Annotated in this window: 24 protein-coding genes; 11 read left to right on the forward strand and 13 right to left on the reverse strand. The window is 66.4% G+C overall.

The window, feature by feature from the left end; genetic code table 11:
- Nucleotides 1–67 precede the first annotated feature (67 nt).
- Complete coding sequence (locus ABDC78_RS07105; RefSeq protein ID WP_178361024.1) at nucleotides 68–1,864, forward strand: diguanylate cyclase; 1,797 nt, start codon at nucleotides 68–70, stop codon at nucleotides 1,862–1,864.
- A gap of 31 nt (nucleotides 1,865–1,895) precedes the next feature.
- On the opposite strand, the gene ABDC78_RS07110 is transcribed toward ABDC78_RS07105, so the two are convergent.
- The 3 genes from ABDC78_RS07110 to ABDC78_RS07120 form a co-directional block, all read right to left on the reverse strand.
- A complete protein-coding gene (locus tag ABDC78_RS07110; protein WP_218621192.1) occupies nucleotides 1,896–2,168 on the reverse strand; it encodes a hypothetical protein in 273 nt (90 codons plus the stop codon).
- A 148-nt stretch (nucleotides 2,169–2,316) separates the two neighbouring features.
- Nucleotides 2,317–2,775 (reverse strand): hypothetical protein, encoded by a 459-nt coding sequence (locus tag ABDC78_RS07115; protein WP_218621191.1) that lies wholly within the window; start codon nucleotides 2,773–2,775, stop codon nucleotides 2,317–2,319.
- Nucleotides 2,766–3,341, reverse strand: coding sequence for an RNA polymerase sigma factor (locus ABDC78_RS07120; protein ID WP_178361022.1), 576 nt, complete (start codon nucleotides 3,339–3,341; stop codon nucleotides 2,766–2,768). Before ABDC78_RS07120 ends, ABDC78_RS07115 begins: the two co-directional genes overlap by 10 nt.
- 182 nt (nucleotides 3,342–3,523) lie before the next feature.
- On the opposite strand from ABDC78_RS07120, the gene ABDC78_RS07125 reads away from it, so the two are divergent.
- From ABDC78_RS07125 to ABDC78_RS07155, 7 genes are all read left to right on the forward strand, one after another.
- Nucleotides 3,524–3,988, forward strand: coding sequence for an Asp23/Gls24 family envelope stress response protein (locus ABDC78_RS07125; protein ID WP_178361021.1), 465 nt, complete (start codon nucleotides 3,524–3,526; stop codon nucleotides 3,986–3,988).
- Between the two features lie 13 nt (nucleotides 3,989–4,001).
- Nucleotides 4,002–4,334: an Asp23/Gls24 family envelope stress response protein gene (locus ABDC78_RS07130; protein ID WP_178361020.1), complete on the forward strand. Its 333-nt coding sequence runs from the start codon at nucleotides 4,002–4,004 to the stop codon at nucleotides 4,332–4,334.
- 112 nt (nucleotides 4,335–4,446) lie between these two features.
- A complete protein-coding gene (locus ABDC78_RS07135; protein WP_178361019.1) occupies nucleotides 4,447–4,626 on the forward strand; it encodes a hypothetical protein in 180 nt (59 codons plus the stop codon).
- On the forward strand, nucleotides 4,619–5,014 hold the full coding sequence (locus ABDC78_RS07140; RefSeq protein WP_347133350.1) for an Asp23/Gls24 family envelope stress response protein: 396 nt from the start codon (nucleotides 4,619–4,621) through the stop codon (nucleotides 5,012–5,014). Before ABDC78_RS07135 ends, ABDC78_RS07140 begins: the two co-directional genes overlap by 8 nt.
- A complete protein-coding gene (locus tag ABDC78_RS07145; RefSeq protein WP_178361017.1) occupies nucleotides 5,011–5,604 on the forward strand; it encodes a DUF6286 domain-containing protein in 594 nt (197 codons plus the stop codon). The genes ABDC78_RS07140 and ABDC78_RS07145 overlap by 4 nt, the downstream gene beginning before the upstream one ends.
- Entirely contained in the window at nucleotides 5,605–6,168 is a 564-nt protein-coding gene (locus ABDC78_RS07150) for an alkaline shock response membrane anchor protein AmaP (RefSeq protein WP_178361016.1), read from the forward strand.
- A 478-nt stretch (nucleotides 6,169–6,646) separates the two neighbouring features.
- Nucleotides 6,647–6,964 (forward strand): hypothetical protein, encoded by a 318-nt coding sequence (locus tag ABDC78_RS07155; RefSeq protein WP_178361015.1) that lies wholly within the window; start codon nucleotides 6,647–6,649, stop codon nucleotides 6,962–6,964.
- A gap of 98 nt (nucleotides 6,965–7,062) precedes the next feature.
- Here ABDC78_RS07155 and ABDC78_RS07160 read toward each other — a convergent pair whose 3' ends face one another.
- The 4 genes from ABDC78_RS07160 to ABDC78_RS07175 all read right to left on the reverse strand — a co-directional run bounded on the left by ABDC78_RS07160 (nucleotide 7,063) and on the right by ABDC78_RS07175 (nucleotide 9,141).
- Nucleotides 7,063–7,278: an AbrB/MazE/SpoVT family DNA-binding domain-containing protein gene (locus ABDC78_RS07160; RefSeq protein WP_178361099.1), complete on the reverse strand. Its 216-nt coding sequence runs from the start codon at nucleotides 7,276–7,278 to the stop codon at nucleotides 7,063–7,065.
- A gap of 79 nt (nucleotides 7,279–7,357) precedes the next feature.
- Complete coding sequence (locus ABDC78_RS07165; RefSeq protein ID WP_178361014.1) at nucleotides 7,358–7,705, reverse strand: hypothetical protein; 348 nt, start codon at nucleotides 7,703–7,705, stop codon at nucleotides 7,358–7,360.
- A gap of 141 nt (nucleotides 7,706–7,846) precedes the next feature.
- Nucleotides 7,847–8,314, reverse strand: a complete 468-nt coding sequence (locus ABDC78_RS07170) for a SufE family protein (RefSeq protein WP_218621190.1) — start codon at nucleotides 8,312–8,314, stop codon at nucleotides 7,847–7,849.
- Nucleotides 8,254–9,141: a sulfurtransferase gene (locus ABDC78_RS07175; protein WP_178361012.1), complete on the reverse strand. Its 888-nt coding sequence runs from the start codon at nucleotides 9,139–9,141 to the stop codon at nucleotides 8,254–8,256. Before ABDC78_RS07175 ends, ABDC78_RS07170 begins: the two co-directional genes overlap by 61 nt.
- A gap of 176 nt (nucleotides 9,142–9,317) precedes the next feature.
- On the opposite strand from ABDC78_RS07175, the gene ABDC78_RS07180 reads away from it, so the two are divergent.
- Nucleotides 9,318–10,694 carry an MFS transporter gene (locus ABDC78_RS07180; RefSeq protein ID WP_178361011.1) on the forward strand — a complete coding sequence of 459 codons (1,377 nt, stop codon included), beginning with the start codon at nucleotides 9,318–9,320 and terminating at the stop codon, nucleotides 10,692–10,694.
- 3 nt (nucleotides 10,695–10,697) lie between these two features.
- Here the strand turns inward: ABDC78_RS07180 and ABDC78_RS07185 are convergent, their stop codons facing one another.
- A complete protein-coding gene (locus ABDC78_RS07185; RefSeq protein ID WP_218621265.1) occupies nucleotides 10,698–11,936 on the reverse strand; it encodes an aminotransferase class III-fold pyridoxal phosphate-dependent enzyme in 1,239 nt (412 codons plus the stop codon).
- 95 nt (nucleotides 11,937–12,031) lie between these two features.
- On the opposite strand from ABDC78_RS07185, the gene ABDC78_RS07190 reads away from it, so the two are divergent.
- Both ABDC78_RS07190 and ABDC78_RS07195 read left to right on the forward strand, forming a co-directional pair.
- Complete coding sequence (locus ABDC78_RS07190; protein ID WP_178361009.1) at nucleotides 12,032–13,489, forward strand: NAD-dependent succinate-semialdehyde dehydrogenase; 1,458 nt, start codon at nucleotides 12,032–12,034, stop codon at nucleotides 13,487–13,489.
- A gap of 369 nt (nucleotides 13,490–13,858) precedes the next feature.
- Nucleotides 13,859–14,713 carry a hypothetical protein gene (locus tag ABDC78_RS07195; protein WP_178361008.1) on the forward strand — a complete coding sequence of 285 codons (855 nt, stop codon included), beginning with the start codon at nucleotides 13,859–13,861 and terminating at the stop codon, nucleotides 14,711–14,713.
- Here ABDC78_RS07195 and ABDC78_RS07200 read toward each other — a convergent pair.
- From ABDC78_RS07200 to ABDC78_RS07220, 5 genes are all read right to left on the reverse strand, one after another.
- A complete protein-coding gene (locus ABDC78_RS07200) occupies nucleotides 14,710–15,039 on the reverse strand; it encodes a type II toxin-antitoxin system PemK/MazF family toxin (RefSeq protein WP_178361007.1) in 330 nt (109 codons plus the stop codon). The genes ABDC78_RS07195 and ABDC78_RS07200 overlap by 4 nt on opposite strands.
- Before the next feature lie 2 nt (nucleotides 15,040–15,041).
- Nucleotides 15,042–15,254, reverse strand: coding sequence for an antitoxin MazE family protein (locus tag ABDC78_RS07205; RefSeq protein ID WP_178361006.1), 213 nt, complete (start codon nucleotides 15,252–15,254; stop codon nucleotides 15,042–15,044).
- 192 nt (nucleotides 15,255–15,446) lie between these two features.
- The gene (locus tag ABDC78_RS07210; protein ID WP_178361005.1) at nucleotides 15,447–16,091 is read right to left on the reverse strand and encodes a GntR family transcriptional regulator; all 645 of its coding nucleotides are present in this window, start codon (nucleotides 16,089–16,091) and stop codon (nucleotides 15,447–15,449) included.
- A complete protein-coding gene (locus ABDC78_RS07215; protein ID WP_178361004.1) occupies nucleotides 16,088–16,807 on the reverse strand; it encodes a maleate cis-trans isomerase in 720 nt (239 codons plus the stop codon). The genes ABDC78_RS07210 and ABDC78_RS07215 overlap by 4 nt, the downstream gene beginning before the upstream one ends.
- A gap of 54 nt (nucleotides 16,808–16,861) precedes the next feature.
- Entirely contained in the window at nucleotides 16,862–17,584 is a 723-nt protein-coding gene (locus tag ABDC78_RS07220) for an Asp/Glu racemase (RefSeq protein WP_256736310.1), read from the reverse strand.
- Nucleotides 17,585–17,651: the final 67 nt, after the last annotated feature.

Genomic DNA, 17,651 nt, shown 5'->3' on the forward strand with positions numbered 1-17,651 from the left:
CATAAACTGGGCTACCAGAAGTTGAGGGGTGAAAGCCTTCGGTCGAGCGACCCAGAACGGAGGCGCCATGTTGCCGTCGAAAGGCCCGCCGGAGACTCGTGACGACCAGTTGATCAGGGCGTCGGACAGCGAGAGTGAACGCCTGGCCGCTCTGGATTCGTTCGGCATCCTCGACACGCCGCCGGAGAAGGCATTCGACGACCTGACGTCGCTCGCGGCGCACGTGTGCGGGGTGCCGATGTCGGCGGTCAGTTTGGTCGATGCCGAGCGGCAGTGGTTCAAGGCGCGACACGGTGTCGACGCCACCGAGACGTCTCGGGAACTGTCTTTCTGCGCACATGCGCTACAGAGCCCGGAACTACTCGAAATCCCGGATACGACGCAGGATTCGCGCTTCGCGGATCACCCGATGGTGATCGGCGACCCGCTACTGCGGTTCTACGCCGGAGCACCGTTGATCACCGCGGACGGTCATGCACTCGGAGCGCTGTGTGTCCTCGACGTCAAGCCCGGGGCGCTGACCACACTGCAGCGGCAGCATCTGCAGATTCTGGCCGACCAGGTGATGAGCAACTTGGAACTGCGCCGCCAGGCGCGACTGTTCGCGGCCGAGGTCAGGGCCCGACTGGACGCCGATTCCGCGTATCGCCGCCAACAGCGGATGCTCGATGGCGTGCTGCGGCACACCGATGTCCTCATCTACGCCAAAGATGTTGACGGACATTACGTGACGGCCAATCCCGCAGTCGAGCGGGCGACGCGAATCGAAGGCGGATTGATCGGTCTCACCGATCACGACTTCTTCGACGCAGCGCTCGCGGACGACTACCGGCGAAACGACCGACAGATCATGGCGACCCGGCAGTCGCAGGTGTTCAGCGAATACCTCGACCATGCCGACGGATCGGTGCACACGTTCCGGTCGACCAAATTCCCGCTGATCGACGACGGCGGAGCAGTCTTCGGAATCGGCGGAGTTTCCACCGACGTCACCGAACTCGCCCGGGCGCGGACAGCGCACGCTCGAGCCGAGGCTCGGTGGCGTGCGCTCGTCGAGCAATCACCGGTGGCAGTGATCGTTGTCGACGTGAAGGGTGCGGTCAGCTACGCAAATCCGGAAGCCATCACCTTGTGCGGGGCGCGCACCGCCGATCAGCTCGACTCGCTCCCGGCGCTGGAGCTGGTAACCGGGAGCTTGAGGACCACCGCTCAGGCGATGCTCGACGAGATCCTCGCCGGAGGTCCGCCCCTCAGAGCGCGTCGAGGCGTGCTCCGACGACTCGACGACACCGAGATCATCGTCGAGTTCAGCGCGACGGTCGCCCACCACTCGGGTATGCAGAGCGTCCAGATCGAAATGCACGATGTGTCCGCGGTCGCCGCGACGGAAGCCGCGCTGAAACAGTCCGCATCTACCGATGCGTTGACGGGTCTTCTCAACCGACGCGCCTGGGACGCGCGGGTCGAATCGTTGGTTGCCGAAACGCGTAACCGCGGCGTTTCCGTGACGGTCGCCGTCATCGATCTCGACAACTTCAAGGCGTACAACGACAGGAAGGGCCACACCGCCGGCGATACGCTGCTACGAGACTTCGCGACCGCCGCAGGGGCCTCGCTACGGCGCGGCGATGTTTTCGGTCGGTGGGGGGGTGAGGAGTTCCTCGTCGCCCTGCCCGACACCACACTCGGTCAAGCCGAAATCGTTCTCAATCGGATTAGATGTGGCATGCCATCGTCACAAACCTGTTCGATCGGATACACCACGGTAGGGCATGAAGAAACGTTGTTGGAGAGCGTCGTTCGGGCAGACAAGGCGCTCTACGAGGCCAAGATGCGCGGGCGAAACCAGCTCTCGCGTCTATGAGTGTGTGCCGCCAGTGGTGACCGCGCGCGAGTCAGGGTTGACGCACTGTGCTGTCGACGTCCGGCGTCACGGGGGCAACTTCCCTTCCGCTCAGCGTCAAGTCGGCGAGCCGGCGACGGGCGCCGCGCTCGACGAAGAAAGGGACGAAGTCGCGCACCGGGCGACCGTCAAAACGTGAATATGCTTCACGCACAGCTTCGTTCACCAAATCCGGCGAAAGCATGGGATAACTCGTGCGAAGCCGCCCCAGTACGTGTTCGATAGCAGTGGCTTCGCTGCCTTTGGTCTCTTGAGAGCCAGCCATGCAGCATGGTCGCACCCCGGCCACACCAAGATCAAGTAGTCGGCCTCGACGGTCCCGTTTTCGTAAGAATTGAGATGTGGGATCCAGGTCGCTACCTGCCGCTTCTGACGTGCAGGTGTTCCGCGCAAAACCCCTGGGGTGCAGTGGGTCAGAGGTGTAGTGGGTCGCCGGTGACGACATCGGTGATGGTGACGTCGATGGGGCCACCAGCGGTGTCACCCAGGAGTTCGATGATGGTCTCCGCGGTCGTGGCACGAAGGTGGTGACCCAGTCGGTGCAGCGCGGTGCCATAGCTACCGGTGACCTCGATGTGAACGGCGCGCAACGCGTCGCCGTCGATGTCGAAGTGGATTGCGGTAGGGGCGCACAGGTACCGCTGCCTCAGGACTACCGCCAGGGTGCTGCGGAGGACGTTCTCGCTGACGTACAGATGTCCGGGGCCGGGTAGGTCGGGTCCGTCAGCGGCCAGCGGCCACCCTCCGGGTCGGGAAGTGGCGCGCACTGCGGCGATCACCCGGGAGGCGATCGCGTCCCACCCGGGCTCGGGTTGGGCCCGCAGGAAGCTCCCTGCTTGGGCCAGAAGGTCGCGGGGATCGTTCATCTCCACCTGTGCAGCCTTTCCCTGAGTGTGCGGGTCGCGCGGAAGTGATGGCCGCGGGCGGCGTCCTGGCTGAGACCGAGGATCTCGCCGATCTGGACAAACGTCATTTCTTCGATTTCGCGTAGGACCCACGAGGAACGTTGCCGGGGTGGCAGTTCCAGGAGTGCCATTTCGAGAGCTTCCAAGAACTCCATTGCCGAAGCGGCAGCCGGAGGATCACTACCGACGCCGGCGGCCGGCACAGTGTCCAGAATCAGGTCGTCGATCGGTTGTGCGCGTTTGACGCGGTAGTTGTCGACGATCTTGCGGGAGCAGATTGACAGCAGCCAGGTCTGGAGCGACGACCCGCCGCGGAAGCTGCCGAGTTGGCGCCACGCCGAGACGAAGGTCTCTTGAACCACATCGGCGACGTCGTGGTCGTTGGCGAGCATCCGGCGGGCGTACCGAAAGAGCAGCGGACCGTGCCGGTGCACGATGACCTCGAACGCGGTCCGGTCGCCCAGTGTGGCGGAATTGGCGAGGTACCAATCGCCGGCCTCAGTAAGGTCCGCAGCTTGCCGGTCGATGGTCATTCGACCTCCTCCGGTACCGCGATGGCGGATGACTACGTCCAACCTATCGCGCGCCCGATCTTGGACAGCAGACTCGGCGCCGAAAAATGTGACGCAGATCACACGCTTCAGACCTGCGGATGGGGGCATTCGAACACGTCTAACGGGGGTACGCACAATCGACTTGAAGGAGATGGTCCTCGATGACCAGCACTCAACCTGCCAGCACCGCAATCGCCAAGGACGGCACTGGTCGAGGCGAGCCTGCACTGCTGACTTCACAGGGCAAGACCACGATCGCCGATACCGTCGTGTCCAAGATAGCGGGCATCGCGGCGAAGGAGGTGCACGGCGTCTACAGCCTCGGAGGTGGCGCGTCCCGCGTCGTCGGAGCGCTGCGCGAACGCATCCCGGGAGCCAGCGTGAACCACTCCCAAGGTGTGTCGGTGGAGGTCGGCGAGAAGCAGACCGCCGTCGACCTCGACATCGTGGCCGACTACGGGGTGTCCATCACCGACCTCGCAGAAGGGTTGCGGCGTAATGTGATTGCCGCCATCGAGCGGATGACCGGGCTGGAAGTCACCGAAGTCAACGTCACCGTTCACGACGTTCACCTCGAAGACGACGAAGACACTTCCGAGCAACCCGCGCCTGCCCGAGTGCAGTGAGGTAGGCAGACCAGTGGCAGAACAACCTGGAAAGCAGCAGACAGCGACACCCGCGGACATCGTCGCAGAGGCAGTGGGCAGTGTGCCGGGGGTGGCAGGTTTGCACTCGGGCATGTTCGGGGAGGTCGGCACGTATCTACCCGGACGTCGGGTCTCGGGTGTCCGGTTGTCCGAGGGCGTCACCGAAGTGCACGTGACGTTGCACTTCGGTGCCCCGGTCCGTCAGACTGCGGCCCAGATCCGGGACGTGGTAGCGACCATGGTCGGCGGCAGGGTCGACGTCACCGTCGAAGACGTCGTAGCACCCGGATACGAACTGGACACCGAGGGATCATCCCGAGCTTGACCTGCGGGTGCTTCTCGGACCGAGCCTATGTCCGGGGCGGTGCGCCCGACACATGTGACACAGACACTCGCCGTCGCAGATGTACTGCGAGGGAACGAATTTGGAGGTTCGAATGACCACATCCAGCTTGGGACTGATTGCGGGGCTGTTGCTCGGGGTGGCGGCCGCAGCTGGCGGCTTCACCGGCTTTCTGGTCGCTCTTATACTCGGGACCGCGGGGTTTCTGATCGGCGGTCAGCGTGATGGCGAGTTCGATCTCACGACGGTCCTCCGAGGACGCGGTCGTGGATAACGTTCCAGACCGCGCCGGCGCATCAGTCGGCGCCGATTCCGACCCCGGCGAACGGGGTGCTCTGACCGTACGCGACAAGGTCGCCCAGCGAATCGCGATGCAGGCCGCCGTGGACACCCCCGGGGTCCAGCGCCACGCCGCCGGCCTGGACAAGCTCACCGGTCGCGAACTGCCGCGCGTTCGCGTCGATATCTCTGCCACCCGAGTGCGCGCCCACTTGACCATCGCGGTGACCTGGCCGCAGTCGCTGACAGACGTTGGAAATGCGGTCCAGCGCAATGTTTCCCAGGCTCTGACCGACTCCTCGGGATTTCAGGTCGACGGCGTTGACGTCGCGATCGAAACCCTGGTCGCCGCCGCCGACGAACACTCCAGGACAGTGCTGTGACCGCCGCGCCGGAACAGACCCAACCCCTCGAGCAGGCATCTCGACAGGCCGCGTTGCCCGCGGCGGGTGTCGCGCCGGTCGCCGCCCCGGCCGCCGGTTATGCCGGCGCTCTGATCGCTCTCGTCATGCTGGGGGTCGGTGTGGTTGCGCTTCGGGACGGCGCTGTGTCGGCCGGATGGCTCGACGGACGCCCGTTCACCACCACCGCCGTCGGCTGGATTGACGGATTGACGTTCGCCTGGTGGATGTATCCCGTCGGTATCGTCTCGATTCTGCTGGGCGCGTGGTTGGTATCCGCGGCGCTGCGTCCACGGCGCCGGACCGCAGTGGCCGTCACCGCGCGCAGCAGCATCTGGATGCGACCCGCCGACCTCGCTCGGTTGGCATCCAGCGCCGCCGAGACGGTACCCGGTGTACTCGACGCCAATTCAAAGGCGACGCTGCACAGCATCACCGTCACCGCCCATGCCACCTCGGGCGATAGCGCCGGTCGGATCAAGAGTGCGGTCACCGAAGCCGTCCGCGACGCCACCGCGATCGTGAGTGCATCGCCCAGAATCCGTGTTCGCACCCGCAGACGAGGCGCGTAGATGACCCGCTCGGTGACAGGCCTCGACCGGTTCGCCGCTCTCGGCCTGGGACTGCTTTTGATCGCCGTGGGTGCCGGGCTCTTCGTGTGGAATACGAACTGGATTCCCGGCACCCCGCAGATGATCTCCGCCCCTGGACTTTCCACGGCTTCCGGCACCGGTTGGTGGCCGTGGGCTGTGGCGGGCGTGGGCCTAGTTCTCACGATTACCGCCCTGCGTTGGCTGTTTGCGCACTCGCCCAAGGCCAGGGTCAAGTCACTGCGCGTCGTCGCGAATGACCTCGGGACAGTCACGGCCGATCTCGGCGAGGTGGCCACCGCCGCGGCCAACGCTCTCGAACGGTGCCCCGATGCGCACTCGGCCAAGGGTAAAGCCGTCATCGACAGAGGCGTCCGGGTCATCGATCTCACAGTCACCGCGCACTCACCGTCAACGCTGGCTGAACTCACGGAATCGATCGACACAGTCCATAGTCAGATCGCTGCCGTCCTGGGCGACACCACCGTCGCCACCCGGACCGTCATCAATCTCGACAAGACTTCTCGTCGTGCGAACGTCAGTTAATGGCGCGTGGTGTCGAAGCCTCCTCGCGGGTTGTGAAATGAGCGGTTCGTCGAGTTTTCGCATTAACTCGCGTGCATGCGTTTAGCCGATTGACGACCGGGAAAGTTCCGACTGCGGCGCGCTGCAGCGCATGAGGGGTGTAGCTGACAGCGCGCCGCTTCGGCTTGGCAGGTCCTTCGCTGCGCTGTGAAGGTGGCAAACGCCGGGGATTGCGGCTCAGCTGCGAGCCCACAGGCCGGCCGTCGAATTGAGCATGAATGTCGCGGACGGTCACGATGAACGAAAGGTGATCGCGCTACTAACAATGGGCCAACAACTTCGGTCCTGCCGACGATGTTCCCAGGTCGTCGGGTTCAACGAATCGTGATGCCGGGCGAGTGCGTTCTGCACGCTCTACCGTTGGAACTCAGTTCGAGTTCGTTGATCAGATGGGGTCACGGTGTCCAAACCCAGGAGAACGGCGCCCGATGACGGCGCCTTGGCGTTCGCGCTGGCCGCCACGGCATGCCCGCTTTTGAGCCGGATCGAGGCCGACCGCATATACATCGCGATCGGTGTCGGGGACACCTTCGAGGCGATCGATGCTCTGATCACCGTCATCGCGCGGGACTGCATCCCGCTTGGCGAGGACCTCGTGGCCACCATTGCGGCCTGGCTGGACTGCTATGGCGGCCAAGCCGCGGAACCGCGGCTACGTCAACTCCTGGCTGGTGTCGAAAGCGTTACGACGCAACAGGTATTGCCGTTCGAGCGGCAATTCGGCGATGCGACGACCAACTACCAGCAGTCCGGTTAGACAATCACTCGACGCGACACCGGATGTGGAATCTGTCGCGCTTTTTGCTTCTGACGCCACGGTTGATGTGGAGGTAATCAGGTCCCGGTCGGGGGCGATCACCGCCGAACGCGGTCCATGGTTTCCCGAACGATGTCATCGGTCAACGGGGGCAGCGCCCGGACCGGCTCCGCAACGAGAACCGAGCCGTCGCGAACCAGTTCCACTTCGGTCGGCGCTGGTTCGATCTCGATGCGTCCGTCATGCTCTGTGATTTCGACCTGCTGGTGTCCGCGCACACCGAGACGATCGCGAATCCGCTTGGGGATCACCAGACATCCCGCCGGATCGTTCTCATGGCTTTGAAGCTACCGGTTCCCGCAAGGTCGCCGCACTGGCAGTAGCGGCCCAGGTCTAACGCAGCCCGCCGCGGATGCCGGTGTGCCAGCCGCTGTTGAACCCGGGCGCGCGCGTGCCGCGTGGCCTGGTCGGCACGGCCTTCATCGATTCCTTCACCTCGCCGTGGGCGTGCACGTCGCCGATGTCGGTGCCGCGCACCTCACCCCATGTCGCGTCGTGGCGGACGCCGCCTTGTGACGACGACGCAGCCTGGCGACTGCTCACCCGGGGGTCGGCGCCGAACTCGGTGACGTCGGCTTGGGCGGTTCCGGCGCTGACGCCGATGAAGACGGCTGACGCGGCGACGACGATCGCACCGATCCCGCCGAGTTTGGTCACCGCGCGGGTGGTGGTCGTGGCCATTTCTGGGAGTCTCCTGAATAGTCGCTGGCAGAATGCTGTTGATCACCTGGTTGCCCAGCACCATAACAAGCGACGTACGACGTGTCTGCGGTCCCGTCGAAAAAGCAGGATCAGGAACGACTTTCGACGGCCGAGCCGCCCCTACTGCAGGCGGCGCTTGATCCGCGAAAGCATCGCTGACATGCCACGCAGCCGCAGCGGGCTGATCAGCGCCGCCAGACCCAGGTCGCTGTAGAAGTCGTCGGGGACCGCGAGGATGTCCGCCGCCGACTGCCCGTCGAGGCCGGTAGCCAGGATCGAGGCGAAGCCGCGGGTGGTCGGGGCCTCGGCGGGCGCGCTGAAGAACAGCCGCACATGGGAGCGGTCCGCGGCGTCGACGTGCAGGAACAGCGGCGACTGGCATTCGGGCACGGGTTCCATCGCCGCCTCTTCGAGGTCGGCGGGCAGATCGGGGAGGTCGTTGGCGAATTCCAGCAGCATGGCCAGCTTGTCCTGGCCTTCGACCTCCTGGAAGTCGGAGACCACCTCGGCCAACGGAGCCGGCAGGGTCACGGAGCCGAACCCGGCTCTTCCCCGACGGCGACCGGCACCCGTACCGCGTTGCCCCATTCGGTCCAGGAGCCGTCGTAGTTGCGCACGTTGGGATACCCGAGCAGATGCGTCAGCACGAACCAGGTGTGGCTGGAGCGCTCGCCGATGCGGCAGTAGACGACGGTGTCATCGTCGGCGGACAGGTAGCCGTAGAGGTCGTCGAGTTCGGCGCGGCTGCGGAACTTGCCGTTGTCCAGCGCGGCCTTGGCCCACGGGATCGACACGGCGGTCGGGATGTGGCCGCCGCGCAACGCGCCCTCTTCGGGGTAGTCGGGCATGTGGGTGCGCTCGCCGGTGTACTCCTGCGGGGACCGTACGTCGATCAGCGGCTGGGAACCCAGGACCGACAGAACGTCCTCTTTGAATGCCCGGATCGGGGCGTCGTTGCGCTCCACGACGGGATAACCCTCGGTCTGCTTGGACGGCACGTCGAGGTTGGTGTCGCGGCCGTCGGAGATCCACAGGTTGCGGCCACCGTCGAGCAGGCGGACGTCGGGGTGGCCGAACAGCGTGAACACCCACAGCGCGTAGGCCGCCCACCAGTTGCTCTTGTCGCCGTAGATGACGACGGTGTCGTCGCGCGAGATGCCCTTGCGGTTCATCAGGTCGGCGAACTGCTCGCCGGTGATGTAGTCACGCACGTGGGCGTCGTTGAGGTCGGTGTGCCAGTCGATCTTGACCGCACCGGGGATGTGGCCGGTGTCGTAGAGCAGCACGTCTTCGTCGGATTCGACGATCGCCAGGCCCGGCCGGCCCAGGTTTCCGGAGAGCCAGTCGGCGGTGACCAGGCGTTCAGGGTGGGCGTAGGACTGCAGTGTGGGGCTGGGATCAGCAGGTAGCGGCACGCGGCAAGCCTACCGTCGTTGCCGCGAGCCTCCGAAGCCGCCGAGATTTTTTCGCCGGACACGTTTCATCTCCGAGGGTGTGGGTACGTGGGGCTAGCACGCAGCCGATCTCGACGAACGGTCTGCTTTGCGTTCGATGGTGTTCGCGGAGAGGCCCCGACCTGAGGAGCTCCCCGTTGAGCAATCCCGAACAACCCACCGCCGCTGAGCCTGCCGACGCGCCACCTGGCGTATTGAAGAAGGCCATCGCGGCCTCGGCCATCGGAAACGCCACCGAATGGTTCGACTACGGCCTCTACGCCTACGGCGTCACCTACATCTCCGCGGCGATCTTCCCGGGCGACACGGCCGAAGCCACGCTGTTCGCGCTGATGACCTTCGCGGTGTCCTTCCTGGTGCGCCCGCTGGGCGGGTTCGTGTGGGGACCGCTCGGTGACAAACTCGGGCGCCGGCAGATCCTGGCGATCACGATCGTGCTGATGGCCGGCGCCACCTTCTGCGTCGGCCTGGTCCCGACCTACGACGCGATCGGGTTCTGGGCGCCCGTACTGATGATTCTGCTGCGAATGATCCAGGGCTTCTCCACCGGCGGTGAGTACGGCGGAGCGGCGACGTTCATGGCCGAGTACGCGCCACCTCGGCGCCGCGGATTCCTGGGCAGCTTCCTCGAATTCGGCACGCTGGCAGGCTTTTCCGCGGGCGCGCTGATGATGCTCGGGTTCTCGCTGGTGCTCGGTGACGATGCGATGAGCAGCTGGGGCTGGCGGGTGCCGTTCCTGGTCGCGGCTCCTCTCGGACTGATCGGGATCTACCTGAGGATGAAGCTCGAGGACACCCCGGTGTTCAAGGAACTGGAGGACCAGGGCAAGGAAGAAGAGAGCGTCGGGGCGGCGTTCAAGGATCTGATCACCCGTTACTGGGCGCCGATCCTGAAGCTGGGCGGCCTGGTCGTGGCGCTCAACGTCGTGAACTACACGCTGCTGAGCTACATGCCGACCTACCTGGAGCAGGCGATCGGGCTGTCCACCGACATGTCGCTGGTGGTGCCGATCATCGGCATGCTCGCCATGATGGTGTTCGTCCCGTTCGCGGGGCATCTGTCCGACCGGGTCGGCCGCAAGCCGCTGTGGTGGGTGTCGCTGGGCGGCCTGTTCATCGCGGTGGTGCCGATGTTCATGCTGATGTCGACCGGCCCGTTGGGTGCTCTGATCGGCTTCGCCGTGCTGGGCCTGCTGTATGTGCCTCAGCTGGCGACGATCTCGGCGATGTTCCCGGCGATGTTCCCGACGCAGGTGCGCTTTGCGGGCTTCGCGATCGCCTACAACGTGTCGACGTCGATCTTCGGTGGCACCGCGCCGGCGCTCAACGAGTGGCTGGTCGGCGAGACCGGCAACAACCTGTGGCCGGCGTTCTACATGATGGCCGCGGTCGCGGTCGGTGCCATCGCGCTCAGCAGGGTTCCGGAGACCACCCGCTGCCCGATCAACGGCACCGAGATCCCCGGAACTGCCGAGGCGCCAAGGCAGTTGGAGTACGCGGACAGTCGGTCCTGATGGTCAGCCGGAGACGACCGCGCTGACCGCGTCGGCCCAGATCCCGACCGCCTCGTCGACCTGGTCGGCGTCGACGACCAGCGCGGGGATGAACCGCACCACCTGCCCCCAGGCGCCGCAGGTGAGCAGCAGCAGTCCGCGCCGGGCGGCTTCCTGCTGGGCGGCGGCGGCCAGCTTGCCATCGGGTTTGCCTGCGGCGTCGCGGAATTCGTTGCCGATCATCAGGCCCAGGCCGCGAACGTCGGTGATCTCGTCGTACTTGTCGGCCACCAGCGACAGCCCGTGACGCAGTTGGGTGCCCCGCTGGGCGGAGTTGTCGACCAGGCCTTCGTCGCGGATCACGTCGAGGGTGGCGACCGCCGCCGCGCAGGCGACTGCGTTGCCGCCGTAGGTGCCGCCCTGGGATCCCGGCCATGCCTTGGCCATCAGCTCTTCCGACGCCGCGATCGCCGACAGCGGGAAGCCCGACGCCAGCCCCTTGGCGGTGATCAGGATGTCCGGCCGGACGGCGAAATGGTCATGCCCCCAGAACTTTCCGGTCCTTCCGAAACCGGTCTGCACCTCGTCGACGACCAGCAGGATGCCGTGTTCGTCGGCGCGTTGCCGCAGCCCGGCCAGGAAGCGCTCGTTGGCGGGCACGTATCCGCCCTCGCCGAGCACGGGTTCGACGACGAACGCGGCGGTGTCGGCGGGGGAGGTGACCGTCTGCAGCAGGTAGTCCAGCTGGGTCAGCGCGAAGTCGGTGGCCTGCTCGACGGGCCAGCCGTAGTGGGTGGGGTCCGGGAACGGCGCGATGTGGACGCCGGCCATCAGCGGCGAGAATCCGGAGCGGAACTTGGTGCCGGAGGTGGTCATCGAGGCCGCCGCGACGGTGCGGCCGTGGAAACCGCCGTGGAAGACGACGACGTTGGGGCGCCCGGTGGCCTGGCGGCTCAGTCGCAGCGCGGCCTCGACGGCCTCGCTGCCGGAGTTGGCGAAGAACAGCCGGTCCAGGCCCGCGGGCAGCACCTCACCCAGGCGCTCGACGAGTGTCAGCATCGGGCGGTGCATGACGGTGGTGTACTGCGCGTGGATCAGCGTGCCCACCTGCCGCTGGGCGGCCTCGACGACCCGGGGGTGGCAGTGCCCGGTGCTGGTCACGCCGATGCCGGCGGTGAAATCCAGGTAGCGGCGGTCGGCTTCGTCGAACAGCAGAACGCCCTCCCCGCGGGCGGCCAGGACGCCGGTAGCTTGCTTGAGCATGGGCGAAAGTTCGGTCACGGTGAGGTCCTAGATTGTCGACGGGTAGATTGTCAACAATCTAACGGACGTGGCGCAGCAACTGAAGAGGTGGTGGAGTGAACGAGGCACGGGTGGTCGCAGCCGTGGACAAACAGCTGTTCATCGGTGGTAAGTGGGTGGATGCCACCGGCGGGCGCACATCGGAGGTGATCGACCCCGCGACCGGCAGCGTGCTGTGCGTGGTAGCCGACGCGTCGCCGGAGGACGGCCGCGCCGCACTCGACGCCGCCGTGGCCGCCCAACCGGCCTTCGCCGCGACGCCGCCGCGGGAGCGCGCCGACATCCTGATGCGCGCGTTCGAGTTGCTGCACGAACGCGTCGACGACCTCGCGCTGCTGATGACGCTGGAGATGGGTAAACCGCTCGCCGAGTCCCGCGGTGAGATCGCTTACGCCGCAGAGTTCTTCCGGCACTTCGCCGGCGAGGCGGTCCGCATCGACGGCGGTTATCAGACCGCGCCGGCCGGTGGGTCACGCTTCCTGGTGGCCCGTCAGCCGGTGGGGCCGTGCCTGCTGATCACGCCGTGGAACTTCCCGATGGCGATGGGCACCCGCAAGCTCGGTCCGGCTATCGCCGCGGGATGCACCAGCGTCATCAAACCCGCACCGCAGACACCGCTGTCGATACTGGCGCTGATGGACATCCTGGCCCACGCCGGACTGCCCGCCGGCGCGGTCAACTGCATCAGCACCACCGAGGCCGGCGCGGTGCTGGAGCCGATGATCCGGTCGGGTCTGGCGCGCAAGCTGTCGTTCACCGGTTCCACGCAGGTGGGCCGGATTCTGCTGGAGCAGTGCGCTGAGAAGGTGCTGCGCACGTCGATGGAACTCGGCGGCAACGCCCCGGTGCTGGTGTTCGCCGACGCCGATCTCGACGAAGCCGTTGAGGGGGTCTTCGCCGCCAAGATGCGCAACATGGGCGAGGCGTGCACCGCCGCCAACCGGATCTACGTTCACTCGTCGGTGATCGAGGAGTTCGGCCGCCGACTGGCCGAGCGGATGGCGGGGCTGACGGTCGGCCGCGGCACCGACGCCGGCGTCAACGTCGGACCGCTGATCGACGACGCGGCGCTGCGCAAGGTCCAGACGCTGGTCGCCGACGCCGTCAAGCGTGGTGCCACGGTGCTGACCGGTGGCGAGGCAACCGGGGGAGCGGGATACTTCTACCCGCCGACGGTGCTGACGGGTGTGCCGCGGGATGCGGCGATGAGCTCGCAGGAGATCTTCGGCCCCGTCGCGCCGCTGACCCCGTTCGAGACCGAGGACGAGGCGGTCGCGGCAGCCAACGACACCGAATTCGGTTTGATCGCTTACGTTTTCACCAAAGATCTGCGCCGTTCGCTGCGGGTGGCCGAGGCGCTGGACACCGGGATGGTGGGCCTGAACCAGGGTGTGGTGTCCAATCCGGCGGCCCCGTTCGGCGGGGTCAAGGCCTCCGGTCTGGGACGTGAGGGTGGGGCGATCGGCATCGACGAATTCCTGGAGACGAAGTACATCGGCATCAAGATGGGCTAGGCCTTTGCGTTGAGACTGCAGCCGCGGCGCCCTCCTCCGTTGAGACTGCAGCCACGGCGGGCTTTTGGGGCTTTTCTGCACCCTCACCGCAGTGTCAACGCGGGGGGTGTGGGTTGCAGTTCAGCGTGCTGTGGGCGAAATCGACTCCACGGCTCCGATTCCTGCCGTTGGCCTGGTATTCACAGCCTTGCTGTCGATTTGGGTGTGAGCACCATCGAGGCGCCCCGGCCTGGGGTTGCCCTCGGCGTGCTCCGCGCCAAATCGACGTCACGGCTGCGTTTTCCACAGATAGTCATCGATCCACAGCCGTGGTGTGGATATGGGCCATAGCGCCGGAGAACGTCTCATAACCCGAACACGATGGCGCACATGCATGACCCCTTCATCGGCAGCGAAGCACTGGCATCGGGCGCACTGACTCGCGGCGTACTGCGCTGGAACTACACCGCGCTGTATCCGGATGTGTACCTACACAAGGACGCCCGCATCGATATTCGCGCCAGAGCTCGGGCCGCCTGGCTGTGGACCGGCCGCAAGGGAGTCATCGCCGGCACAACTGCCGCCGCGCTTTACGGCGTTGGCTCGATCGACACGAACGCCACGATCGAGCTCATCGGGCCGCCACGACGCGCGCGGCCAGGTGTTGTCGTCCGGAACGAACGTATCGGCAGCGACGAGGTGGAAACAGGTCCGTTGCCGTGCACGACGCCGGCGCGGACGGCGCTCGATCTGGCCAGACGGCTGCCACGCGACGAGGCGGTCGTTCTCCTCGATCAACTCAGCGAGTGCACCGACCTCTATGCTGCGGACGTTGCTCCCTTGGAGGCCCGCTACAGGTCGGCCCGCGGCATGGGTTCGGCGTGGGAGGCGATCCGGTTGATGGACGGCGGCAGCCGTTCTCCTGAGGAGACCCGGCTTCGGCTGATGTTGATCGACGGGGGGTTGCCGCGCCCGAGCACCAGCATCTTCGTCGAAGAGGACTCCTACAACTTCGTCACCATGGACGACACGCCGTGGGGGGTGGCCATCGGTTTGGGTTGGGTGGATGCCAAAGTCGGGGTCGAGTGGGCCGCCCATCGTCGCGCCCTGCTCGCGGATATCGATTTCCGTGAGCTGCTCCAGCAGAAGGGCTGGCTGCTCATCGAGGTGACGCATCTGGACACGCGTGCGTACACGATCCGGCGGTGCGAGGCCGCACTGCGGCAACGACGGAGGCGCAGCTAACCGGCAAGCCCGAGGAACACCAGCAACGCGCGGTCGAGGCCGACAAGGTCTTGGTCGCTGAGGCGGCCGATCTGCTGAGTGAGGCTGGATCGGGGCACTGTCGTCACCTTGTCCACCATCAGTCGGCTTGTCTCAGTGAGGCCGGTGACATCAGACGGCTGCACAGTGATTCGAAGCAACGGGGCATCAACATCGCTGGTGGTAAACGGCACGATTGTGACCGACGCGGTGGCGTCGAATCGGTCGTCTTGTATGACCGCTACCGGGCGGGGCTTCCCGGTATAGGCCCCGCGGGCCGCGGCTATGAATATGTCACCTCGCCGCACGACTACGGGGACTCGTCCCAGTCGACGGAGATGGCGTCGACAAATGCCTGGTCCTCGAGATCGTGCTCATCGGCGGCGACAAGTGCCGATTGACGATGAGCTTCGCGGACGAACTCCGGAGCAGTCACATCGGGCACCCACACTTGGATTGGCCGCAGGCCTTGCTCGCGGAGCCGCTCACGATGGCGGCGAACTCGTTCTCGGGAGGGTGGCACGTCCTCGATGTTACATGTAACGCGCTCAGGCGACCCTCCGTTGCGCCGAACGTGTAGCCAGCGCGCACATTTGGTCCGAATCGCCGCGGAGGATGCAGCTTCGGCGACAAGAGGGCGACGAGAGGGCGACGAGAGGGCAACAAGAGGCCGACAAGAGGGCGACAAGAGGGCGAGGATGGGCGGCGGCTGGGGCTAGGGGATCAGCCGGGCCAGCGCGTCGTCCATGTGGGCCACCAACAGCTCGTCGGTGCGCTCGCGATCGCCGGAGCGCAATGCGGTCGCGAGTATGCGGTGCTCTTCTTCGCGGTAGTCGGACTTGGCGTAGCTCTCGGCGAGAGCGTGGATGCACATCCGTGTCTCGGTGATGAACGTCTGGTGCATGCGAGCCAGCCGGGGGCTGTCGGAGAGCTCCACCAGCCGCTCGTGGAAGGCGATGTCGAGCTCGCTGGCCTCCGCCGAGGTGATGGCCCGCCCCATCTGGTCGACGATCGCCAGCAGCGCGTCACCGGCTTTGGCGTAGGCGTCACCGTCGAGGATCTTGCGGGCGGCGGCGCGTTCGATGGCGCCGCGCGCCAGATACATGTCGCGGACGTCGTCGGGGGTCATGTCGGTGACGAAGATGCCGCGGTTGCGGATGGCGACCAGCAGCCCCTCCTGCGTGAGGCGCTGCATGCCTTCTCGCAGCGGGCCGCGGCTGACGCCGAGTTGGCGAGCCAGGTCGGCCTCGCCCAGTTGGGCGCCGGGCTCCAGTTCGCCGTGGCCGATGGCGGCCCGCAGTTTGTCGGCGATGATGCTGGGCGTCGTCTCCTGCGCCAGCGGACCGATGTACGTCGTCACTGGGCGCCTCCGAACAGCGCGCCGAGCCCGGGTAACTCCGGGACCGGCCCGAGCAGCTCCAGGCCCTTCCACACCGTGACCTGGTTGGCGGTCAGCACCGGTTTGCCGACCGCGGCCTCGAGCTGCTCGATGATCGCCAGCGTGTGCATCGCGGTGTCGGGGACCAGCACCGCGTCGGCGTCGGGATGATCGGCTGCGGTGACCATCGCGACCACCTGCTCCACACCCAGCGTCCCGACCTCGGCGGCGGTGTAGATGCCGTGGCTGCCCATCGACACCACGTCGACGCCGCCGGCGGACAGGAACGCGACGAAGTGCTGCGCGACGTCGTCGGGGTAGGACGCCGCGACGGCGACCCTGCCGATGCCGAGGTGGCGCAGCGCGTCGACGAACGCGATCGACGTGGAGGAGGCAGGCACTCCCGCCGCGGCGGCGACGGCCGACACCTGGTCGGCCGCGCCCTGCGGTCCGAACACGAAGCTGCCCGAGGTGCAGGCCCACATCACGGCGTCGGGTTCATCGGCGGCCAGCGCCGCGGCGCCGTCGGCGAGTCGGGTGGTGCTACCGAGGTCGAGCAGCGCGTCGACGCGGTGGGCGTCCTCACCGACCGAGGTGATCACCACCGGCAGTCGCACGGCGCCGCCGACCCGGGTCTCGAGAGCGGGGAAGTCGTCCTCGGCGCTGTGACCGGGGTAGAGCAGGCCCACTGTCGGCATGCGTCCTCCTTGACTGACATGACGGAATTGCAGAATTGTCAACAATACTAACGGTCAGCGTTCCATCAACTGCTGCCCGGGGCCGACCGCCTTGCGGCCGATCAGGTTCAGCGCCAGCCACATCGTGACCTGGTTAGCGGTCAGCACCGGCTTGCGCAGTTCGGCTTCCAAACGGGCGATGACGTCGTAGGTCGGCATGTTCGTGCAGCTGATGAACACCGCCTGGGCGTGGTCGTTGTCGGTGTCGCGGACCAGTTGGGCGGTGACGTCGTGGGGCACCGTCCAGATGTCGGAGATCAGCCCGAGGCCGGTGGCGGCGGTGACCTCGACCCCGGCCTCGCCGAGGAAGGCGGTCAGCCCCACGGTCAGGTCCGCGGTGTAGGGCGTGGCGGTGGCGATCCGGCTGATCCCCAGGTAGCGCAGGGCCGCGAGCAGGGCCCCGCTGGTGGTCAGCGCCGCGGGGGCGCCGGCCTCCGTCATCGCGGTCACCAGCGCCTGCTCGGCCATCGGTCCGCCGACGAAGCTGCCCGAGGTGCACGCATACGCGGTGACCAGCGGCGACACCGCGGAGACGTCCATGACGGCGCGCGCGGCACTCTCCGGGTCGGAGATGTGCATCGCCATCTCCATCGTCGCCGCCATCGGGGCGTAGGGCAGCCGGGTGCAGTGCAGGCTGACGTCGTCGGGAAGCCATCGCCATAACTCCCGGTCAAGAGCGAAGTCATAGGGCACGACGACTCCGATCCCGGCCTGGTGCAGGGGCGGCGAGGGGTTCATTTGCACAGTGTGAGGCCGGTCTGACCCGCCCGCAAGTCTGATTGTTGACAATCGGACGGTCAGGTTC

The sequence above is a fragment of the Mycobacterium sp. DL genome, from assembly GCF_039729195.1.
Taxonomy (GTDB): Bacteria; Actinomycetota; Actinomycetes; order Mycobacteriales; family Mycobacteriaceae; genus Mycobacterium; species Mycobacterium hippocampi_A.